The organism is Catellatospora sichuanensis (assembly GCF_007483665.1).
GTDB lineage: Bacteria > Actinomycetota > Actinomycetes > Mycobacteriales > Micromonosporaceae > Catellatospora > Catellatospora sichuanensis.
On record NZ_VIQO01000010.1, the window covers coordinates 285,559 to 304,603 of the forward strand.

Consider the following 19,045-nt stretch of genomic DNA (forward strand, 5'->3'; position numbering starts at 1 on the left):
AGGGTTCCGTAAGGGCGTCCATCGGTGCCGGGCTCTTGCACGGCAACGTAGGCTTCCACCGTGGTGAACCGATCAAGCCAACTGCCGCACATGAGCCGTCGCGGACGCGCCTGGCTCATCGTGCTGACCGGCCTTCTTGTCTTCTTCGCCGTCCTGGGCTGGGTGGTCGAGGCGTGGACCGAATGGCTCTGGTTCGACGAACTCGACGCGACCCAGGTCTTCACCGGTCAGCTCGGCACCCGGATCGGCCTGTTCGCGGTGTTCGGCCTGATCATCTGGGCCTTCCTCTTCGGCAACCTGTACCTGGCGTACAAGCTGCGCCCGTTCCTGCCGCCGACCGGGGTCGAGCAGCAGGCGCTGGAGCGCTACCGCTACCTGCTCGGCCCGCACCTGATGCGGTGGTTCGCGCTGGCCGCCGGCGCGGTCGCGTTCTTCGCCGGGCTGGCCGCGCAGGGGCACTGGCAGCAGTGGCTGCTGTTCGAGAACGCCGAGCCGTTCAACCAGAAGGACCCGCAGTTCGGCATCGACATCGGCTTCTACGTCTTCAAGCTGCCGTTCTGGCAGTACCTGCTGAACACCGGCTTCACCGTGACGGTGCTGGCGCTGATCGGCGCGCTCGGCGTGCACTACCTCTACGGCGGGGTGCGGCTGTCCGGCGCCGGTGACCGGATGACCACCGGCGCGCGGGCCCACCTGACCGGCCTGGTGGCGCTGTTCGTCAGCCTCAAGGCGATCGCGTACGTGCTGGACCGCCGGGCGCTCCTGCTGGACACCATCTCCGGCACCGACCTGACCGGCGCGGGTTACACCGACATCCAGGCGCTGCTGCCGGCCAAGGAGATGCTCACCTACATCTCGGTGATCGTCGTCATCGCCATCCTGATCTTCTCGAACGCGGTCATGCGCAACCTGGTGTGGCCGGGCATCGCGCTGGGCCTGCTGGCCATCTCCGCGGTCGCCATCGGCGGCATCTACCCGTGGGGCGTGCAGACGTTCCAGGTGGACCCGAGCCGCAACGTCAAGGAAGCGCCGTACATCGACCGCACCATCGCGGCCACGCGCACGGCCTACGGGCTGGACACCGCGACTACCACGCCGTACGCCTCGGACACGGTCGAGCCGCCGGCGTCGCTGGCGCAGGACAAGACGATCGTGCCGAACATCCGCCTGCTCGACCCGGCGGTGGTCGCCGAGACCTACACGCAGCTGTCCCAGGTGCGCAGTTTCTACCAGTTCGGCGACAAGCTCGACATCGACCGCTACACCATCGACGGCAAGACCGCCGACTACGTGGTGGGCGTGCGCGAGATCGAGTACAGCAAGCTGACCACCGCGCAGAGCAACTGGATCAACAAGCACACCGTCTACACCCACGGCTACGGCCTGGTCGCGGCGCCCGCCAACACCACGGTCTGCGCCGGCCAGCCGCTGTTCGTCTCCGGGTTCTTCACCGGCCAGGCGCAGACCAGCGAGCAGGGCTGCTCGTCGGCGACCGACAAGCTGCCCGTCGAGCAGCCGCGCATCTACTACGGCGAGCGGATGGGCGAGTACGCCATCGTCGGCAAGCCCGACGGAGGCACCAGCGCAGAGTACGACCGGCCGACCGGCGAGGCCACCGACGCCCGCTACACCTACACCGGCCAGGGCGGCGTCGACCTGGGCTCGACCTGGCGGCGGCTGCTCTACTCGATCAAGTACGCCGAGTCGAACTTCCTGCTCGCCGATGCGGTCAACGACAACTCGAAGATCCTCTACGAGCGCGACCCGCGCACCCGGGTGCAGAAGGTCGCCCCGTTCCTCACGCTGGACGGCGACCCGTACCCGGCCGCGGTCGGCGGGCGCATCGTGTGGATCGTCGACGGCTACACGACCAGCGCGAACTACCCGTACGCGCAGCGCATCGACCTGCAGGACGCGACCAGTGACTCGCTGACCGGCGACGGCACGTTCCGGCTCGCCCGGCAGGACATCAACTACATCCGCAACTCGGTGAAGGCCACCGTCGACGCGTACGACGGCACCGTCAAGCTCTACGAGTTCGACGAGAAGGACCCGATCCTCAAGGCGTGGAACAACGCCTTCGGCGGCGACCTGATCACGAAGAAGGCGGAGATCCCGGCGGAGCTGGCACAGCACTTCCGCTACCCGGCGGACATGTTCAAGGTGCAGCGCGACCTGCTCACCCGGTTCCACGTCAACAACGCCAACGACTTCTTCAACGCGCCCGACTTCTGGGCCGTGCCCAACGACCCGGCCACCGCCGGCACCTCGGCCAAGCAGCCGCCGTACTACCTGCTGACCCAGCTGCCCGGGCAGACCGAGCCGCGCTTCCAGCTCACCGCCGCGGTGACCCCGCGGGAACGGCAGAACCTGGCCGCGCTGATCTCCGGGTCGTACGTCAACGGCAAACCGACACTGCAGGTGCTGGAGCTGAGCAAGGACGGCCGGATCCCCGGCCCGGGCCAGGCGCAGCAGTTGATGGAGAACTTCGACGCGGCGCGAACACAGCTCAACATCTGGGGCAACAACGTCGTCAAGGGCAACCTGCTGTCCCTGCCGTACGGCGGCGGCATGCTCTACGTCGAGCCGATCTACCTGCGCTCCAGCGGGGAGAAGGCGTATCCGCTGATGAAGAAGGTGCTGGTCAGCTACGGCGACAAGGTGGCCTTCGCGGACACCCTCACCGACGGCATCAAACAGCTGGTCGGCACGACCACCGGCACTCCACCGGTGACCACGCCTGAGCAGCCGCCGCCGACGACCGGGGCGCCGAACCTGGCCGCCGCCGCCGAGAAGGTCAACAAGGCCATCGACGACGTGCGGGCGGCGCAGCAGTCCGGCAACTTCGAGGCCTATGGCAAGGCGCTGGCTGCGCTGGAGGCGGCGATGAAGGAGTTCGAGCAGGCGAGCGGCACGACGCCGGCTCCGGCTGCCTCGCCCTCCCCACCGGCGCCCACGCCGACACCGGCCACCACCGGCTGAGGACGACATGAGGTGAATCGACACGGGGTGAGCGCTGAGACGGCGCTCACCCCGTGTCGATTTGCAGGGCGTGCGATCAACAGGCTATGGTTTAGAGACCGACGCGGGGTGGAGCAGCTCGGTAGCTCGCTGGGCTCATAACCCAGAGGTCGCAGGTTCAAATCCTGTCCCCGCTACGAATGAAGGACCCGGTTCCGATGGGACCGGGTCCTTCTGTATGTGGGTAGGGTGACCAGAGTGACAAGGGACGACCTGGTCCGGCTGCGGCAGGCCCGCGACCGGATGAATCGCGAGTACGCGCAGCCGCTGGATGTGGCTGCGCTGGCACGCACCGCGCTGATGTCACCGGGGCACTTCTCGCGCAGCTTCCGGTCCGCCTTCGGCGAGACGCCGTACAGCTACCTGATGACCCGCCGGATCGAGCGTGCCCAGGCCCTGCTGCGCCGGGGCGACCTGAATGTGACCGAGGTCTGCATGGCCGTCGGCTTCACGTCGCTGGGCTCGTTCAGCAGTCGGTTCACCGAGGTGGTCGGGGAGAGCCCGAGCTCCTACCGGGCCCGCGACCACTCATGGAGCGCGTCGCTGCCGGGATGCGTGGCCAAGATGATCCTGCGCCAGGTCCGCAACGGCGAGTCCGGACGGCGCGCCGGAACCTCGTCCACCACTTCGTAGCGACGAGGCCCGCCCCGTGCCGACGGCGGGAGCGGGCATCGCTGTGTCCGGCACAGGTCAGGGCGTGACCGCGATGTTGGTCAGGCCGGTGGTGGCGTTGGTGACGGTGTTGGAGGCGTACACCACGTTGAGGTTGCCGGCGCACTTCGAGGTCGAGGTGACCCGGATCGCGTACTGGCCGACCCCGCCCAGGTTCGAGGTGTTGCCGCGCCACACGTTGCCGCACCCGTTCTGGAAGGACGGCGTGGTCGTCGGGTTGTGCGTCTCGTAACCGTTGACGAACGTGCCCGGCGCGGCGAACGTGCCGGTGTTGTTCTCGATGAGGTAGCCGATGCCCTTGGCGTCGATCCAGGAATCGGCCGAGTTCTGCCCGGAGATGCCGCGCCCGTCGAAGGTGTTGCCGCGGACGACGCCGGCGAAGGTGCCCTCCTTGATGTCGATGTGCTCGGCGGCGACGTACGGGCCGATGCGGTTGTTGAGCACCTGCACCCGGTCGGAGCGGTCGACGCCGCCGGAGTTGCCGTGGCAGGCCCAGTTCGACCCGGCCGAGCCGAGGTAGACGCCCTCGCCGTAGCCGGGCTGCACCAGGCCGGTGTATTCGACGATCGAGTCGCGGATCACGCCGTCCGCCGAGGAGCGGCGGAAGTGCACTCCTTCGTCCTCGGTGTGGTGCACGTACACGCTGCTGATCGTCACGTGGTGCGAGTTGTCGAGCACGATGCCCTTCTTCGACTCGGCCACGGTGAATCCGGTGAGGTTCCAGTACGGCGCGTCGAACAGCCACAGCCCGTACCCGGAGTCCCAGCCCGCGGTGGGCGCGGGGCAGGACGGCGCGGTGCCGCTCGGCCCGTCGTTGATCAGCACCGCGGTGCGCGGCCCGGTCAGCGTGATCCGTGAGTTGGCCGTGCCCGCCCGCGTGGTGGCGAACGCCCCGCGATAGGTGCCCGCCGCGAGCCGGATGGTGGTGCCGGGGTTCGCGCCGCTCAGCGCGCTGCTCAGCTGCGCGGCGGTGCTCACGTCCACGATCGGTCCGGTGGGCGGCGGGGACGATGGCAACGGCCCTGACGGCGATGCGGACGGTGACGCGGGCGCGGACGGCGACGGAGAAGCCGGCGGGGACGGCGGGGTGGACGGTGATGGAACCGGGCCGCCTGCGCAGGCGCCGCCGTTGACGGTGCAGTTGGCCGGGGTGCCGATCCCGGCGGCGTTGAAGCCGAAGGTCTGCGACGCGCCCGGGTTGACGGTGCCGTTCCAGCTCACATTGGTGAAGGTGTAGCGCTGCCCGCTCTGCGTGCGGACCGAGCTCCACGACGAGCTGACCGTGGTGCCGGCGGGCAGGTCGAACGCGACGGTCCAGCCGGTGGCGGGGGCGTCGCCGGTGTTGGTGATCGTCACGTCGGCGCCGTATCCGGTGGCCCACACGCTGACCTGGGTGACCACGGCGCGCAGCGCCGGCCCGGCGGCATGTGCGGCAGTGCTGGTCAGGTAGGGGACCGCTGCGCCCAGCAGGGCGACAGCCGCCGTGACGGCCAACGCGCGGAGGGTTCGCATCGACTGGCTCCTTTCTAGAAGGATTGTTGCCAGTCATCGAACACCGTGGAAGCCGTCCTGCCAAGAGGATGGCATCCATGAATGTGGGCGGTTAAGCGATTGGACACGGTCGACAACGGTGACATAGTCTGTGCAAGCACCCGACGCGGGGTGGAGCAGCTCGGTAGCTCGCTGGGCTCATAACCCAGAGGTCGTCAGTTCAAATCTGGCCCCCGCTACGACAAGACCGAAGCCCGGTTCCTGATTCAGGAACCGGGCTTCGGCGTGTTCGGTGTCAGGTGGCCGTCACGGGTTGGTGAAGCCGAGCGAGTACGAACCCGAGCCGCTGTACGCGTGCACCCGGTACCGGTAGTAGCCGGCGGTGCCCGAGTAGGTCAGCGTATCCGCGTTGGACGGGGTCGCGCCCTGGGCCACGACGGCCCACGCCGAACCGTTCCACTTCTGCAGGTAGAGGTCGAAGTCCGTGCCGGACGGGCCGGCCACGCAGCCGCGGTGCGTGCCGGAGGTGGTGGACTGGTAGTAGCTGTTGTCCGGCTGGTAGGCGCTGCCGCCGCTGGACAGCGAGCCGTTGCGGGAGAACTCGTAGCCGGTGCAGCCGCTGCCGCCGGGCGGCGGCGACGACGGCGGGGTGCCGCCGCCGGTCACCAGGGTCAGGCTGTACGCCGACAGGATCTCGTTGACCGGCTGGAAGTACGTCGTGCCGCCCGACGAGCAGTTGCCGGAGCCGCCCGAGGTCACGCCCTGGGCCTGGCTGCCCGCGATGAGCGAGCCGCCGGAGTCGCCCGGCTCGGCGCACACGTTGGTGCGGATGAGGCCGTTGACGGTGCCCTGCGGGTAGGTCACCGAGGAGTTGCGGGCCTGGATGGTGCCGCAGCGCCAGCCCGTGGTCGAGCCGGACCGGCAGACCGACGCGCCGATCGCGGCGTCGGTCGAGCCGGACACCGTCACGGTGCCGCCCGCATAGTTGTTGACCAGGCCGCGCGGGGTGTTGCCGGAGTTGACCCGGACCCAGGCGTAGTCGTTGCCGGGGAAGCTGGATCCGGCGAAGGTGCCGCTCGGCTGGGTCGTGGTGGCGCCGGTGCTGCCGCAGTGCCCGGCGGTGACGAAGCCGCCGTTGACCGAGAAGCCGACCGAGCAGCGGCTGCCGCTGCCGATGTAGTAGGCGTTGCCGCCGATGACGTCGATGTACGGCACCGGGGTCTCGGCGGTGGCCTCGACGCGCACGGCGGCGGCGTCGGCCCCGGCCTGCTTGACGAAGGCGGCCGCGTCGGCGCCCGACTTGGCGAGCACCACGACCTGGTTGGCGGCCACGTCGACGTACCAGCCGGGGATCGTCTTGGGGGCCTTGGTCGCGGCGGCGTCGAGCCGGGCCTTGATCGCGTCGAGCTGGTCGAGGCTGCGGGCGACCATCTTCGGGGTCGCGCCGGCGGCGCGCACCTTGTCCGCCTGCGCCTGGCTGGTCACGCCGACCGTGAAGGTCTTCGCGTCGGCTGACAGCCAGCCGCCGCCGTAGGTCGCGCCGAGCGACTTGCGCAGGGTCAGGTCGGCCTTGCCGGCCTTCTGCTCGTCGGCGAGCCGGGCCTGCACGCCGGCGGGGTCGAGTCTGAGGTCGCGGGCCAGCGCCTGGAGGACCTGGGGCGAGATGCCCGCCGCGGTGGCGGCGTCGGTCGCGGCGTCGGGGCCTTGTCCCGCCGCGGCCGGATACGTCAGCGCGACGGTGATGCCCAGGGTGAGGGTCGCCGCCGCCGAAGCGAAGAGGAGTCTGCGGTTCATGCAGCGCAAACTATGTGCATCTATATAGGGAGCGGTAGATGTCGTTTGCGTCCTACCGTGATGCGATGGAAACGCGGGGGCCGAACTGCGGGTTGGCCTTGCCCCACTCGAGGTAGTGCGGATTGCGGGCGGCCGACTCCGCGTACGCCGCCGCGGCGAGGGTGAGCATGACGTCGGCGTATCCGGCGGCCTCGCTGCGCGGATGCCAGCCGAGCAGGTGCCGCCACCGCAGCGGCCCGCCGGCGAGGGGGACCGTGGCGATGCCGTCCACCCGGCGGAAGGTGGCCTTGCACAGCCCGACCGCGTGCCCCGACAGCACCGCGTCGACGGCGTTGCCGATGTCCATCTCGTACATGGTGCGCGGAGTGAAGCCGGCCCGCGCGCAGGCGGCGGCGAAGCAGTCGCCGAAGCAGCCGTCGCCCGGCATGCTCGCCCACTGCGCGTCGGCCAGCTCGGACAGGTCGATCTCCCACCGGTGCGCCAGTGGGTGGCTCTCGGGCAGCATCACGAAGATGGCGTCGATCGCGATCTCCCGCCAGATCAGCCCGTCGTCGGGACTGCCCGGCACGGTGTCGCCGCACACGCCGACGATGCAGAAGTCGAGCTTGCCGGCGACGGCCAGCTCGCAGAGCTGATCGGCCCAGTGCGACGGGTGGGTCAGCACCTCCACGCCGTCCTTCTCCGCGGCCAGCCGGGACATGAGGCCGCCGAGGATCGGGCCGTTGACCGCGCCGATGCGCCACTGGTTCGGCCGGACGCGGGTGCCGGTCAGCTGTGCCGCGTCCTCCTGGAGCCCGCGCATCGCGGGCAGCACCACCCGGGCGCGGGCGAGCACCAGCTCGCCCAGCGCGGTCGGGGTGGCTCCGTGGCGGCCGCGCTCGAACAGCGGGCCGCCCAGCGACCGCTCGATGCGCTGCAACTGCGCGGTGACCGCGGGCTGGGCCAGCCCGAGCAGCGAGGCCGCCTTGGTCACGCTGCCCGTGTCCGCGATCGCGCAGACCACTCTGAGATGTCGGATCTCTAGGTTCATGGCCGCTCCAGCCTGGAGGGTGCAACCGGAGTAGAGAGATCCACGCAGTCTAGACTGGTGATAGATGGCTGTCACTTCGTGGGCAAGCGGTTGCTCCTTTCGTTACCGGGCGGAACACCGCGTGTCGGTGCCCTCGCGCCGCGTCGCCGACCCGCGGCCGCCGTCTTACCGCGGTGCCGTGGCGGACGGGACGGCCCAGGTCGCCGCGGGCTGGAACAGGTACTTCCACCGTTCCTGCCGGACCGGCACCGGCTCGCCGCCCCCGGGCGACGACGCCGGCCCGCTGCTCGCCGGTGCGGCGCCGGTCAGCTCGACGTGGCCGACCAGCCGTCCCGTGCTCGGCTCGAACAGCAGCTCGTCGGTGATCGTGCCGCTGGTCAGGCGTACCGCGTAGAGCCGCTTGCCGGTCATGGTGAAGGCCTCGGCGGCGGTGAGGCCGTCGAGCCTGCCCATCAGCCGGTGGAGGGCGGCGCGCTGTGCGGCGGGCAGCAGCGGGTCGACCCGGGTCAGGAAGCGCCCGTACTGCTGCCAGCGGGTGAGGTCGTCGACCTCGGCAGGACCCCGCGAGCCCGCCCGGAAGCCGGCGAGCAGCAGGTCCGGGTCGGTGGGCAGGGTCGCCAGCCAAGCCGCGGTCGGATATCCCCAGCCGGGCCCGGCCGCGGCGAAGCCGTGCCGCGCGGTGGCGAGCTGCTCGGCGGCTGACTGTCCCTTGACGTCTCCGGAGCCCGCATCCGGCGCGGGCACTTCGAGCAGGCCTTCGGGCTCGAAGCAGCGCACCTGTGCCTGGGACGTCGCCGGTGCGCTGCCGGGCGACGGCGAAGGGCCCGACCGGGTGAGCACGGAGGCGTGCGAGCACAGCAGCTCGCCGCGGCGCGGCACGGCCAGGGTGGTGCCGGCTGCGGCCTGGTCCAACTGGGCGAAGACCGTGGGGACCGGCACCGGTGCGCCGTACTTCAGCCACAGCGCGACGCTGCCCTCCGGTGCGGTGGGCGCGGCGCTCGTGGGATGGCCCGGCCCGGCCGTCGGTCCGCCCGGCTGCGGTGTCCCGTCGCCGGCTGCGCCCAGCAGCGCCACCCCGCCGACCACGGCGGCCACCACGGCCGCGGCTGCGGCGGGTGCCGCCCAGCGGGGGACGAGGAGGCGGGGCGCGTGCGGTGCGGCCGTCGCGGTCAGGACGCGCCGACGCACCCGGTCGAGCGCGGCCGGTGCGGCCCCCGGCCGCTGCTGGTGGAATTCGCGCACGCTGCGCAGGTCGGGATCGTCGGTCATCGGGAGCCTCCGTCGGGGGATTCGTGGGCGGCGGGGTCCGTGGCGAGGGCGGCGCGCAGCTTCACCCGTGCGCGGTGCAGCGCCGACTGGACCGAGCCGAGGGGGATGTCCAGGGTGCGGGCGATCTCCTCGTAGCCGAGCTCCGCGACCGCGTACAGGAGCAGCACGTCGCGTTGGCGGGCGGGCAGTGCGGCGAGCACTGCGGCCAGCCGCCGGGTCAGCGCCGACGCGTCCGCGCGGGCGGCGGCACCGGCGGCGATGTCGGTCAGGTCGAGGTCGCGGCCGGTCCGGGCCAGCGCCCGCAGGGCCCGGGTCTCGCTGCGCCGGTGCCGGCGCAGCAGGTTGCTGGCGATGCCGTAGAGCCAGGCCCGCGCCGGGCCGTCGGCGAGCCGGTGCCGGCGCCGGTGCGCGATGAGGAACGTGTCGGCCACGACGTCCTCCGCGACCGTCGGCCCGACCCGGCCGGTGCAGTAGCGCAGCAGCTCCGCACCGTGCTCGTCGAAGAGGTCTGCCACGTCGGGGAGGCTTCGGCGGGGCTCGGCCATGAGGTGCAACATACTCATGACTGCCCGCACGGCGGTCCTCTGTTCCGCGCCGCTCGCACCGGGCTGCCGGACGGGGGCCGGAGGCGGGATGATGAGTGAATGGCGGCCCGGTTCACGACGATCGACGACTACATCGACTCGTTTCCCGAAGAAGTCCAGGACGTGTTGCGACAGGTCCGGCAGACCATCCTGGCCGCCGCGCCCGCGCAGGCCGGACAGAACATCAGCTACGGGATTCCCACCATCACCCTGGACGGCCGGTACCTCGTGTACTTCGCCGGGTGGAAGCACCACCTCTCGGTGTATCCGGTGCCGGACGGGGACGCGGCGTTCGAAGAGGTCGTCGCGCCGTACCGGGCGGCCAAGGGCACGCTGCGGTTCCCGCTGCGCGAACCCATCCCGTACGACGTGATCGCCCGGGTGACGACCGCGCTGGTGGCGCAGCGGAGCGCACCCGGACGGTGACACCCGGGTGAGCGACCCGCCCCTGGTCGTGTTGCCGTCGTCGCACCGGCATGCGTGCCGTCGGGGTCGGTCCATAGGATCGACGGGTGCAGGATGCTTCGCAGGTGTTGAGCAGGATCTTCGGCTACGACTCGTTCCGCGGCGAGCAGCAGGAGATCATCGACCACGTGATCGGCGGCGGCGACGCCCTGGTGCTCATGCCGACCGGTGGGGGCAAGTCGCTGTGCTACCAGATCCCGGCCCTGGTGCGGCCCGGTGTCGGGGTGGTGATCTCGCCGCTGATCGCGCTGATGCAGGACCAGGTCGACGCGCTCACCGCGCTCGGCGTGAAGGCGGGCTTCCTCAACTCGACCCAGGATCTCGACGAGCGGCGCGTCGTGGAGGCGCAGTTCGTCGCGGGTGAGCTCGACCTGCTCTACCTGGCGCCGGAAGGGCTGAGCTCCGGCGCTGCGCTGCGGCTGCTGGACCGCGGCAAGATCTCGCTGTTCGCCATCGACGAGGCGCACTGCGTGTCGCAGTGGGGCCACGACTTCCGGCCCGACTACCTGGCCCTGTCCGTGCTGCACGAGCGCTGGCCGGACGTGCCGCGCATCGCGCTGACCGCGACCGCGACCACCGCCACCCGCACCGAGATCGCGCAGCGCCTGCAGCTGACGCAGGCGCGCCTGTTCGTCTCCAGCTTCGACCGGCCCAACATCCAGTACCGCATCGTGCCGAAGAACGAGCCGAAGAAGCAGCTGCTGGAGCTGCTGCGCACCGAGCACGCCGGCGACGCGGGCATCGTCTACTGCCTGTCCCGGGCGTCGGTGGAGAAGACCGCGGAGTTCCTGGTGCAGCAGGGCATCCCCGCGCTGCCCTACCACGCCGGGCTGGACGCGGCGACGCGCGCGAGGAACCAGTCGCGCTTCCTGCGCGAGGACGGGATGGTCATGGTGGCCACCATCGCGTTCGGCATGGGCATCGACAAGCCGGACGTGCGCTTCGTCGCGCACCTCGACCTGCCGAAGTCGGTCGAGGGCTACTACCAGGAGACCGGCCGCGCGGGCCGCGACGGGCTGCCGTCGACGGCCTGGCTCGCCTACGGGCTGCAGGACGTGGTGCAGCAGCGCAAGATGATCGACGGCTCGGCCGGTGACGCGGCATACCGGCGCGGGCTGGCCGCGCACCTGGACGCGATGCTGGCGCTGTGCGAGACGGTGCAGTGCCGCCGGGTGCAGCTGCTGGCCTACTTCGGGCAGACCGGCGAGGTCTGCGGCAACTGCGACACCTGCCTGGTCCCGCCGGAGTCCTGGGACGGCACGGTGCCCGCGCAGAAGCTGCTGTCCACCGTGCTGCGCTTGCAGCGCGAGCGCAACCAGCGCTTCGGCGCGGGGCAGTCGATCGACATCCTGCTGGGCCGCAAGACCGACAAGGTGGCGCAGCACCGTCACGAGGAGCTGTCCGTGTTCGGCATCGGCACCGAGCTGCAGGAGTCCGAGTGGCGCGGGGTGGTGCGCCAGCTGCTGGCGCAGGGGCTGCTGGCGGTGCAGGGTGAGCACGGCACCCTGGCGCTGACCGACGCCAGCGCCGACGTGCTGGGCCGCCGCCGTGAGGTGATGATGCGCCGCGAGCCGGAGCGCGCGGCCCGCTCGTCGGGTTCGTCGCGCAAGGCCTCGGCCGCGGCCGCGGTGGCGGAGCTGCCGGCCGACGCGCTGCCCCGGTTCGAGGCGCTGCGGGCCTGGCGGGCGGCGACGGCGAAGGAGCAGGGCGTTCCGGCATACGTCATCTTCCACGACGCGACCCTGCGGGAGATCGCCGCGCAGGCGCCGGACTCGCTGGGCAAGCTGCGCGGGATCAGCGGGGTCGGCGAGAACAAGCTGGCCAAGTACGGCGACGGCGTCCTGGAGGCGCTGGCCGCGGGGTGACCGCCGCCGCCCGGTAACCACGATGATCGCTGTTTGGTGTCATGAGCTGCGGTCAGACCGCAGCTCATGACACGCTGATCTTCCAGCTGCGTGCCGCCCGACCGTCGAGAGTCGGCGGGTCAGCCTTCCTCGGTGCGGCCCTGGCGCCAGTAGCCCATGAAGGCGACCGCTTTGCGGTCCAGACCGCGCTCGCCGACCAGATGGCGGCGCAGCGTGCGGATCACCGCGGCCTCACCGGCCAGCCAGGCGTACAGCCGCCCGCTCGCCGCGTCCTCGGGGACCTCCCACAGGATGTCGTTGTCCACGTCGACGTCCTCGACCGCCTCAGCCGTGCCGGGCACCGGCACCAGCCGAGCCGCGGCCTCCTGCACCGCGGGCACCAGCAGGCTGCCGTGGGCGGCGCCGTCGCGGGCCAGCCAGCGCACGTCCACCCCGGCGGGCGCGGTCAACGCCAGCGCGTCGGCGGCGTACGGCACCTCCAGCAGCGCCGCGCCGACCGTGCCCGCGGGCAGCCGCTCCAGGATCGCGGCGATGGCGGGCACCGCGGTCTCGTCTCCGGCGAGCAGCACCGGCACGCCCGGCGCGGGCGGCACGAACTCGACGCCGCCGTGCGGCCCCTCGTGCGCGGCGTTCGGTCCCATCAGGACGATCCTGTCGCCGGGTCGGGCCGCGCGGGCCCAGCGCGACGCGGGCCCGGCGTCGCCGTGCAGGGCCACGTCCACATCGACCTCGCACTGCCCACGGCGCACCTGACGGGCGGTGTACGTGCGGATCGGGTTGCGCCGCTCGTCGGGCGTCGCGCGCCAGACGGTGTACCAGTCCGGGCCGTGGACCAGTTCGGTGAAGCCGCCCGTCGGCGCGGGCAGGATCAGCTTGAGCCGCAGGTCGTAGCCGCAGTCGGCGAAGTCGGCGAGGTCGGGTCCGGCGAAGGTGAACCGCTTGTAGGTCGGGCTGAGATCGGTGACGGACTGCACCTGCACGGTGAACAGCCGCCAGACCATGGGTTCGGTCATGCGCGGGATCTCCAGAAGGGCCGGACGACAGAGGGGGTGCCGAGGCGAGCCGACGTCACGTGGCATCCCACGCGACGTCGGCGGCAGCGCTGCATGGCTTAGGTTAGGTTAGCCTTCCCTCTCGTTGTCAAACGCTCGCCGACGTGTCCTGTGCCACTCCGCCGGTGGTGGGGCCGGGTGCGGGCGCGGACGTGATGGTCGCGGGCGCGGGCGCACCGGCGGGTTCGGGCGGGCAGGCTGAGGGCGCGCCGGTGCGGTCCGCATCGCTGCCGCGCAGGGTGAGCAGGGCGACCGCCGCGGCGACCGCCATCAGCACGGCGGCTGCGATCGCCGCCGCGTGCAGGCCCGACACGAAGGCGCTGCGGGCGCTCGCGAACAGCGCCTCACCCATGGGACCGGGTGACCCGTTCGCGACGACGGCCGCCGCGGCGAGCGTCTCGCGGGCCGTGTCCGCGGCCTCGGCGGGCAGCCCGGCGGGCACCTCGAGGTAGGCGCGGAAGACGGCGGTGCCGATGCTGCCCAGCACGGCCATGCCGAGCGCGCCGCCGAACTCCGAGGCCGTCTCCGACAGCGCGGACGCCGAGCCCGCCCGCTCCGGCGGGGCGGCCCACAGGATGAGTTCGGTGCTCAGCGACATCACCACCACCAGGCCGCAGGCGTACAGCGCGGCGCAGACCATCAGCGTCCACAGTGGGGAGTCGGCGGCCACGGCGGTCATCGCGGCGAACCCGGCCAGCGCGATCAGGAAGCCGCCCGCGACCAGGCGGGCGCGGGGCACACCGCGCTGGGCGAGCCCGGCGGCGATCGGAGCGACCGCGCCGACGCCGATCGAGGGCACCAGGCTCCACAGCGCCGCCTCCAGCGGGGACATGCCCCACACGGTCTGCAGTAGCTGGGTGGTGAAGATGGCGAAGCCGACCAGGGCGAACATCGCGAGCATGTTGACCGCGACGGCGCCGCTGAAGGCGCGGCCGCGGAAGAGCGCGAGATCGATCATCGGGTCCGTCGAGGTGCGCTGCCGGTGCAGGAAGACCGCGCCGACGGCCAGGCCGAGGACGATCGCCGTGCCCGCGAGCCGGTCGTCGCCTCGGGCGGCGAACTCCTTGACACCCCAGATGGCCGGAAGCACCGCACCCAGCGACAGGGCCGCGCCGATCAGGTCGAAGCGGCCGCCGTCGACCCGGCGCGACTCGGGCACCAGTACCGGCGCGAGCACGACCAGCAGCAGCATGAACGGCACGTTGATGAGGAAGACCGAGCCCCACCAGAAGCGTTCGAGCAGCAGGCCGCTGAGGATCGGGCCGAGCGCGACGCCGAAGGTGAGCGCGGCGGTCCAGATCGCGATGGCGGTGGCGCGCTGCTTGGCGTCGTGGAACATGTTGCGGATCAGCGCGAGGGTGCTCGGCATCAGTGTCGCGCCGCCGATCCCGAGCAGGGCCCGGGTGGCGATGAGGGCTTCGGCGCTGCCCGCGTACGCGGCGGCGGCGGAGGTGAGGCCGAAAACCGCCGCGCCGATCATGAGCAGTCGGCGGCGGCCGATCCGGTCGCCCAGCGCGCCCATCGTGACGAGCAGCCCGGCGAGCACGAAGCCGTAGATGTCGAAGATCCACAGCTGCTGGGTGGCGGTGGGGGCGAGGTCGGCGCTGATGAACGGGACGGCGAAGTAGAGCACCGACACGTCCATGGAGACCAGCAGCAGGGGCAGGAGCAGCACGACGAGGCCGATCCACTCGCGGCGGCCGGCGAGCGGCGGGCTTGGCTCGTTCATCGAGGACCTACCTTCTGTGTATGCAGTACGCGCTTCTGCGTATCTTGTACGCTGTTCTGTGTACGTTATACGCAGTACTAGGATGTGCAGTCAAGCCTTCGAGGTGGAAGCAGGTGTGATGGAACTCGACAGCGGCACCGGGGTGCCGGCGAACATCGCCGCCGCGTGGGGTCTGCGGGAGCGCCCCGGCAAGGGGCCGAAGCCCGGGCTGACCCTGGACGGCATCGTCCAGGCCGGCATCCGGGTGGCGGCCGCCGACGGCATCGCCGCGGTCTCCATGAGCCGGGTCGCCGCCGAGGCGGGCGCGTCCACCATGGCGCTCTACCGGTATGTCCGAGCCAAGGACGAGCTGCTCGAACTGATGATGGACGCGGCCATCGGCGACCCGCCGGCGATCGACCCGGACGCCGGCTGGCGCGCCGCGCTCACCGCCTGGGCATGGGCGTGCCGCGAGGTCTACCTGGCCCAGCCGTGGACGCTGCGCGTGCCGATCAGCGGCCCGCCCGCCACCCCGCACCAGCTGGCGTGGATGGACGCGGGACTGGCCGCGCTGGCCGACACCAGCCTGCGCGAGGAGGAGAAGCTCTCGATCATCCTGCTGCTCAGCATGTACGTCCGCAACGAGGCGATGGTGGCCGCGGACATGCAGGCAGCCGTGCAGGCGGTGGACACGTCGCTGGACGAGGCCATCGCGACGTACGGGAAGCTGCTGAAGCTGCTCGTGGACCCGGCCCGGTTCCCCGCACTGGGACGCGTCATCGCGGCCGGGGTGCTCGACCGGGCGGACGAGCCCCACGAGGAGTTCGTGTTCGGACTGGAGCGCATCCTCGACGGTGTCGGTCTGCTCATCGCCCAGCGGGCGGGCAGCTGACCATCCGGGGTGGACGGTACCGTGCTCCCGTGACGGACATCCCCTCCCCGGTCATGACATCGACGCCCGACGCGCCCGTCGTGGCCGAACCCCCGCGGCACGGGCTGGCCTGGTCGCTGCGGCACCTGGCGGCGGTGCTCGGCACCGTCGGCTCGGCGCTGCTGCGGCACTGGCCGGCGCTGCTGGCCCTGGTCTTCCTCGGCTTCGCGGCCCGCCGAGGGCTGGTGGTGGTGGCCGTCCAGGCCAGCAAACTCGACGGCGTATTCGGCTTCCTGGTGTTCGCGCTCGTGCCGGTCGCGGTGATGACCGCGCTGGTGCTGATGCTGCGGGTGCTGTCGCGCTCGCTGCCCGCGATGGCGGCCACCGGGGAGCCCGGCGAGCGCTTCCGCGCGCTGGCGCACATCGCGAGCGTGCTGCTGCCGTTCATCGCGGTGTACGCCTCTTACGGCTACTTCGAAGCCGACCGCAACCAGTACGTCTACGAGGTGTACGCGGACGAGACCTTCAACAACGACGCCGACATCTTCGCCAACCCGGCTGCCGTGAACATCGACGAGCGCCTGCCGTTCCAGCTGAACGCGACATTGGTGATCGTCGTCGGGGTCGCGATGGCGCTGCGTTTCCTGCTGGGGCTGCGGCCGGGACGGCTGTGGGGCTGGGTGGGGTTCGTCCGGGCATACCTGGAGGTTCTCTCGATCACTCTGTTCGCTGCGTTCGTGTCGACGGTCAGCAAGCTCTTCGTGCCGTACGTCGAGGCGCGCCAGGGTTACCAGTGGGCGCTGGGCCTCTGGCACGCGCTTGTCGACCAGATGGGCCCGCTGAAGGCGGCCACGCAGGCGGCAGGCCTGTTCCTCGCAGGGCTGTTCTTCTCCATCGACACGGTGCTGGTGGTGCCGATCGCCTGGCTCGTCGTGGGCACGGTGGTCTACGGGCAGAGTCTCGGCACGCCGCCGCTGAGCGCGAAGGCGGCGCGGCGTGCCCGCAGCGCCGTACGCCGCTGGGTACGCTTCCCCGCGCCGGTGCGCAGGCTGGCCCGCGGCAGCACCGCCAGCCTGCGTGAGAGCACGGCGCCGCTGGCGCACGCCTTCCGGCTGCTGGCGCACGCGGGCAAGGTGCCGATCCTGCTGTTCTGCCTGCTGTTCACGGCCCTGCAGACGCTCCCCTCCTGGCTGTGGGAGCTGGAACGCGAGCTCGTCGGCCCGGGGGACCTGCAGTTCTACTGGGTGCCGCTGTCCGGGCCGTTGGCGCTGTTCAACCAGGCGATCAGCATGGTGCTGCAGCTGTGCCTGGTCGCGGCGACCGTCGACCGGGTGCTGCGGGTCCAGTCAGCGGGGCAGGCTGAGCCGGACGTAGCGCACCGCCAGGTCGAAGCTGCCGAAGCTGAGCCGCACCGCGACCGCGTCGACGCCGGTGGCCAGGGCGAAGTGGGCCACGGTCCGGTAGCGGCCTGAGACCGGCGCGGGGCCCCCGGAGTCGGTGTCCGGCCGGCAGTTGGCCAGTGGCACGCGCGCCTTGGTGAGCTCCTGGGCTTCGGTGTCGTGCCGGTTGCCGGCCCGGTCCTCCAGCACGATGGTGCAGCCGGGGGACTTCTCGGGATCGGGGGACTCGATCTCGATAACGGCACGCCACACCGTGACACCCTCCGGCGGCACGAACGCGGCGGTGGCGGAGCGCTTGAGTTCGGTCGTCGGCGCCAGCTCGACCAGGCGCAGCCGGAGGCCGGCGAACTCGGCCGAGCCGTCGGCGGCGGACGGCGCCTGCACCGGCCGGCCCCGCTGCCAGTACTCCAGGTCGGAGTACACCCCGGCATAGACCATCAGGGCGAGGGCGGGAACCACCGCGACCAGTCCCCAGACGTTGCGCCGCCACCAGCCGCGGCCCAGCGAGTCCGGGCCCCTCACGACGCGGCCCTCGGCGCGAGCACCTCGGTCGGGGCCGGATTCGCCAGCACGCCGGACACGTCGGAGACGGGCAGTGGGATCTCGGCCATGGAATCCACCCTGTGGTCGACGTAAGTGGACGCCACGAGCAGGGTCAGGTCACCGGCCGAGGCGGCGGGCACCTCGATCGCGACCTCACCCTCGATAGGCAGCCCGGGCTGGATGTTCCGGCCGCCGCTGACCAGATACTGCTCGAAGCGATCGGTCGTCTCGTAGATCCTGCCTGAGGCGTCACGCACGGCGGCGTACCTGATGCGCACCGGCTCGGTGCGGGCGCTCAGGCGTAGCTTGACGACGATCCAGACGCCCTGGGTCTCCAGGATCTCATCGCCGATCTTGAGCTGGGCGGCGCAGCGCACGGCGGCGGCCCGCACCGCGAAGTCGCGGCCGACCACGTCCGTGCCGAAGTCGCCCGCGACGGCGAAGGGACGCAGCTGGTGGTTGCGGTCGGGCGTGGCATCGCCCACGGCCTGGCCGGCGGCCAGCACAGCCGCGATCAACAGGAAGGAGCCGAGACGGCGCAGCAGCTTCACGGCGACGTCCGCACCGACGGCGTCGCACCGGGTCGGCCCGAGGCGGAGACTCGCGGCGACGTGTCCGGCGACGGCGACGTGCCCGGCGACGGCGTCGCGCCGCGGGAGGCGCGCACGTCGATCACGGGCACGGTGACGCGGCCGCTGGGGTCCTCGTTCGCCCTCCACTGGAGTTCGGTGCTGAACGAGTCGCCGCGGTACGTCATACCGAGCACGAGCACCGTCACGGTGGTGGGCACCGGCGCGTCACCGGACTGCTCCCAGAAGAACGCCACCTTCTCCGGCATGTTCGGGTGCAGGCGGCGGATCACCCGCTTGTCGCGGTAGAGGACCATGTCGGAGGGCTCCTTGGCGATCAGGCCCTCCACGCCGGACAGCCGCATCATCTTGGAGGTGAGCGTCCAGCTCTCGTGTGCGGTGATCGTGACGTTGGCGGTCACGTACAGCCAGCGGTTCTTCTCGTCCTGGCGGTGCAGCGGCGGCAGGTCTCCCGCCAGGCGCACGTCGATCACCTCGACCCGCCACGGCCCGCCGTCCACCGGAACACCCACCGCGAACTGGGGAGTCTTGTCCTTCGGCGGTGCGGTCTCCAGCCCGCCGAACAGCGCGGTGCCCGCCAGCACCAGCGCGATCAGCACCCAGCGCAGTTGCGGCGCGACGCCGTCGAGCAGACCCCTGAAGAGTCTGCGGCTCAGTTGACCCCGCCCCGTGGTGACCGACACAGCGGCG

The 19,045-nt window shown here is 71.4% G+C and carries 15 protein-coding genes and 2 tRNA genes; 8 read left to right on the forward strand and 9 right to left on the reverse strand.

Features of this window, described 5'->3' with window-relative positions; translation table 11 throughout:
- The first annotated feature begins 90 nt into the window (after nt 1–90).
- The 3 genes from FLL47_RS21295 to FLL47_RS21305 all read left to right on the forward strand — a co-directional run bounded on the left by FLL47_RS21295 (nt 91) and on the right by FLL47_RS21305 (nt 3,654).
- Nucleotides 91–2,982, forward strand: a complete 2,892-nt coding sequence (locus tag FLL47_RS21295; protein WP_144122387.1) for a UPF0182 family membrane protein — start codon at nt 91–93, stop codon at nt 2,980–2,982.
- A 102-nt stretch (nt 2,983–3,084) separates the two neighbouring features.
- Nucleotides 3,085–3,158 (forward strand) — tRNA-Met (locus tag FLL47_RS21300).
- Between the two features lie 106 nt (nt 3,159–3,264).
- Nucleotides 3,265–3,654 (forward strand): helix-turn-helix transcriptional regulator, encoded by a 390-nt coding sequence (locus FLL47_RS21305; RefSeq protein ID WP_222106136.1) that lies wholly within the window; start codon nt 3,265–3,267, stop codon nt 3,652–3,654.
- Between the two features lie 57 nt (nt 3,655–3,711).
- Here FLL47_RS21305 and FLL47_RS21310 read toward each other — a convergent pair whose 3' ends face one another.
- Nucleotides 3,712–5,205 carry a cellulose binding domain-containing protein gene (locus FLL47_RS21310; protein WP_144122289.1) on the reverse strand — a complete coding sequence of 498 codons (1,494 nt, stop codon included), beginning with the start codon at nt 5,203–5,205 and terminating at the stop codon, nt 3,712–3,714.
- A gap of 144 nt (nt 5,206–5,349) precedes the next feature.
- Here FLL47_RS21310 and FLL47_RS21315 point away from each other — a divergent pair.
- Nucleotides 5,350–5,423, forward strand: a tRNA-Met gene (locus FLL47_RS21315).
- Nucleotides 5,424–5,490: 67 nt separating this feature from the next.
- Here the strand turns inward: FLL47_RS21315 and FLL47_RS21320 are convergent.
- The 4 genes from FLL47_RS21320 to FLL47_RS21335 form a co-directional block, all read right to left on the reverse strand.
- Nucleotides 5,491–6,978 carry a S1 family peptidase gene (locus FLL47_RS21320; RefSeq protein WP_144122290.1) on the reverse strand — a complete coding sequence of 496 codons (1,488 nt, stop codon included), beginning with the start codon at nt 6,976–6,978 and terminating at the stop codon, nt 5,491–5,493.
- A 52-nt stretch (nt 6,979–7,030) separates the two neighbouring features.
- Nucleotides 7,031–8,008 carry a LysR family transcriptional regulator gene (locus FLL47_RS21325; RefSeq protein WP_144122291.1) on the reverse strand — a complete coding sequence of 326 codons (978 nt, stop codon included), beginning with the start codon at nt 8,006–8,008 and terminating at the stop codon, nt 7,031–7,033.
- A gap of 165 nt (nt 8,009–8,173) precedes the next feature.
- Nucleotides 8,174–9,277, reverse strand: a complete 1,104-nt coding sequence (locus FLL47_RS21330) for a hypothetical protein (protein ID WP_144122292.1) — start codon at nt 9,275–9,277, stop codon at nt 8,174–8,176.
- Complete coding sequence (locus FLL47_RS21335; protein ID WP_186315821.1) at nt 9,274–9,822, reverse strand: RNA polymerase sigma factor; 549 nt, start codon at nt 9,820–9,822, stop codon at nt 9,274–9,276. The genes FLL47_RS21330 and FLL47_RS21335 overlap by 4 nt, the downstream gene beginning before the upstream one ends.
- Nucleotides 9,823–9,921: 99 nt before the next feature.
- Here FLL47_RS21335 and FLL47_RS21340 point away from each other — a divergent pair, with 99 nt between their 5' ends.
- On the forward strand, nt 9,922–10,287 hold the full coding sequence (locus tag FLL47_RS21340; protein ID WP_144122294.1) for an iron chaperone: 366 nt from the start codon (nt 9,922–9,924) through the stop codon (nt 10,285–10,287).
- An 86-nt stretch (nt 10,288–10,373) separates the two neighbouring features.
- Nucleotides 10,374–12,191: a DNA helicase RecQ gene (recQ, locus tag FLL47_RS21345; protein WP_144122295.1), complete on the forward strand. Its 1,818-nt coding sequence runs from the start codon at nt 10,374–10,376 to the stop codon at nt 12,189–12,191.
- Between the two features lie 119 nt (nt 12,192–12,310).
- Here recQ and FLL47_RS21350 read toward each other — a convergent pair whose 3' ends face one another.
- Complete coding sequence (locus tag FLL47_RS21350) at nt 12,311–13,204, reverse strand: siderophore-interacting protein (protein WP_144122296.1); 894 nt, start codon at nt 13,202–13,204, stop codon at nt 12,311–12,313.
- A 127-nt stretch (nt 13,205–13,331) separates the two neighbouring features.
- Nucleotides 13,332–14,972, reverse strand: coding sequence for an MFS transporter (locus FLL47_RS21355; RefSeq protein ID WP_144122297.1), 1,641 nt, complete (start codon nt 14,970–14,972; stop codon nt 13,332–13,334).
- A 118-nt stretch (nt 14,973–15,090) separates the two neighbouring features.
- On the opposite strand from FLL47_RS21355, the gene FLL47_RS21360 reads away from it, so the two are divergent.
- Both FLL47_RS21360 and FLL47_RS21365 read left to right on the forward strand, forming a co-directional pair.
- The gene (locus FLL47_RS21360; protein WP_144122298.1) at nt 15,091–15,843 is read left to right on the forward strand and encodes a TetR/AcrR family transcriptional regulator; all 753 of its coding nucleotides are present in this window, start codon (nt 15,091–15,093) and stop codon (nt 15,841–15,843) included.
- Between the two features lie 29 nt (nt 15,844–15,872).
- A complete protein-coding gene (locus tag FLL47_RS21365; protein WP_144122299.1) occupies nt 15,873–17,294 on the forward strand; it encodes a hypothetical protein in 1,422 nt (473 codons plus the stop codon).
- A 446-nt stretch (nt 17,295–17,740) separates the two neighbouring features.
- Here FLL47_RS21365 and FLL47_RS21370 read toward each other — a convergent pair whose 3' ends face one another.
- Together FLL47_RS21370 and FLL47_RS21375 are read right to left on the reverse strand one after the other, a co-directional pair.
- Nucleotides 17,741–18,316, reverse strand: a complete 576-nt coding sequence (locus tag FLL47_RS21370; RefSeq protein ID WP_144122300.1) for a hypothetical protein — start codon at nt 18,314–18,316, stop codon at nt 17,741–17,743.
- A complete protein-coding gene (locus FLL47_RS21375) occupies nt 18,313–19,038 on the reverse strand; it encodes an RNA-binding protein (protein WP_144122301.1) in 726 nt (241 codons plus the stop codon). The genes FLL47_RS21370 and FLL47_RS21375 overlap by 4 nt, the downstream gene beginning before the upstream one ends.
- Nucleotides 19,039–19,045 lie beyond the last annotated feature (7 nt).

Bases quoted from the DNA above. Each gene is read 5' to 3' on its own strand.
- FLL47_RS21295 (WP_144122387.1), top strand. From the start codon at position 91: ATGAGCCGTCGCGGACGCGCCTGGCTCATCGTGCTGACCGGCCTTCTT.
- FLL47_RS21305 (WP_222106136.1), top strand. From the start codon at position 3,265: ATGAATCGCGAGTACGCGCAGCCGCTGGATGTGGCTGCGCTGGCACGC.
- FLL47_RS21310 (WP_144122289.1), bottom strand. From the start codon at position 5,205: ATGCGAACCCTCCGCGCGTTGGCCGTCACGGCGGCTGTCGCCCTGCTG.
- FLL47_RS21320 (WP_144122290.1), bottom strand. From the start codon at position 6,978: ATGAACCGCAGACTCCTCTTCGCTTCGGCGGCGGCGACCCTCACCCTG.
- FLL47_RS21325 (WP_144122291.1), bottom strand. From the start codon at position 8,008: ATGAACCTAGAGATCCGACATCTCAGAGTGGTCTGCGCGATCGCGGAC.
- FLL47_RS21330 (WP_144122292.1), bottom strand. From the start codon at position 9,277: ATGACCGACGATCCCGACCTGCGCAGCGTGCGCGAATTCCACCAGCAG.
- FLL47_RS21335 (WP_186315821.1), bottom strand. From the start codon at position 9,822: ATGGCCGAGCCCCGCCGAAGCCTCCCCGACGTGGCAGACCTCTTCGAC.
- FLL47_RS21340 (WP_144122294.1), top strand. From the start codon at position 9,922: ATGGCGGCCCGGTTCACGACGATCGACGACTACATCGACTCGTTTCCC.
- FLL47_RS21350 (WP_144122296.1), bottom strand. From the start codon at position 13,204: ATGACCGAACCCATGGTCTGGCGGCTGTTCACCGTGCAGGTGCAGTCC.
- FLL47_RS21355 (WP_144122297.1), bottom strand. From the start codon at position 14,972: ATGAACGAGCCAAGCCCGCCGCTCGCCGGCCGCCGCGAGTGGATCGGC.
- FLL47_RS21360 (WP_144122298.1), top strand. From the start codon at position 15,091: ATGGAACTCGACAGCGGCACCGGGGTGCCGGCGAACATCGCCGCCGCG.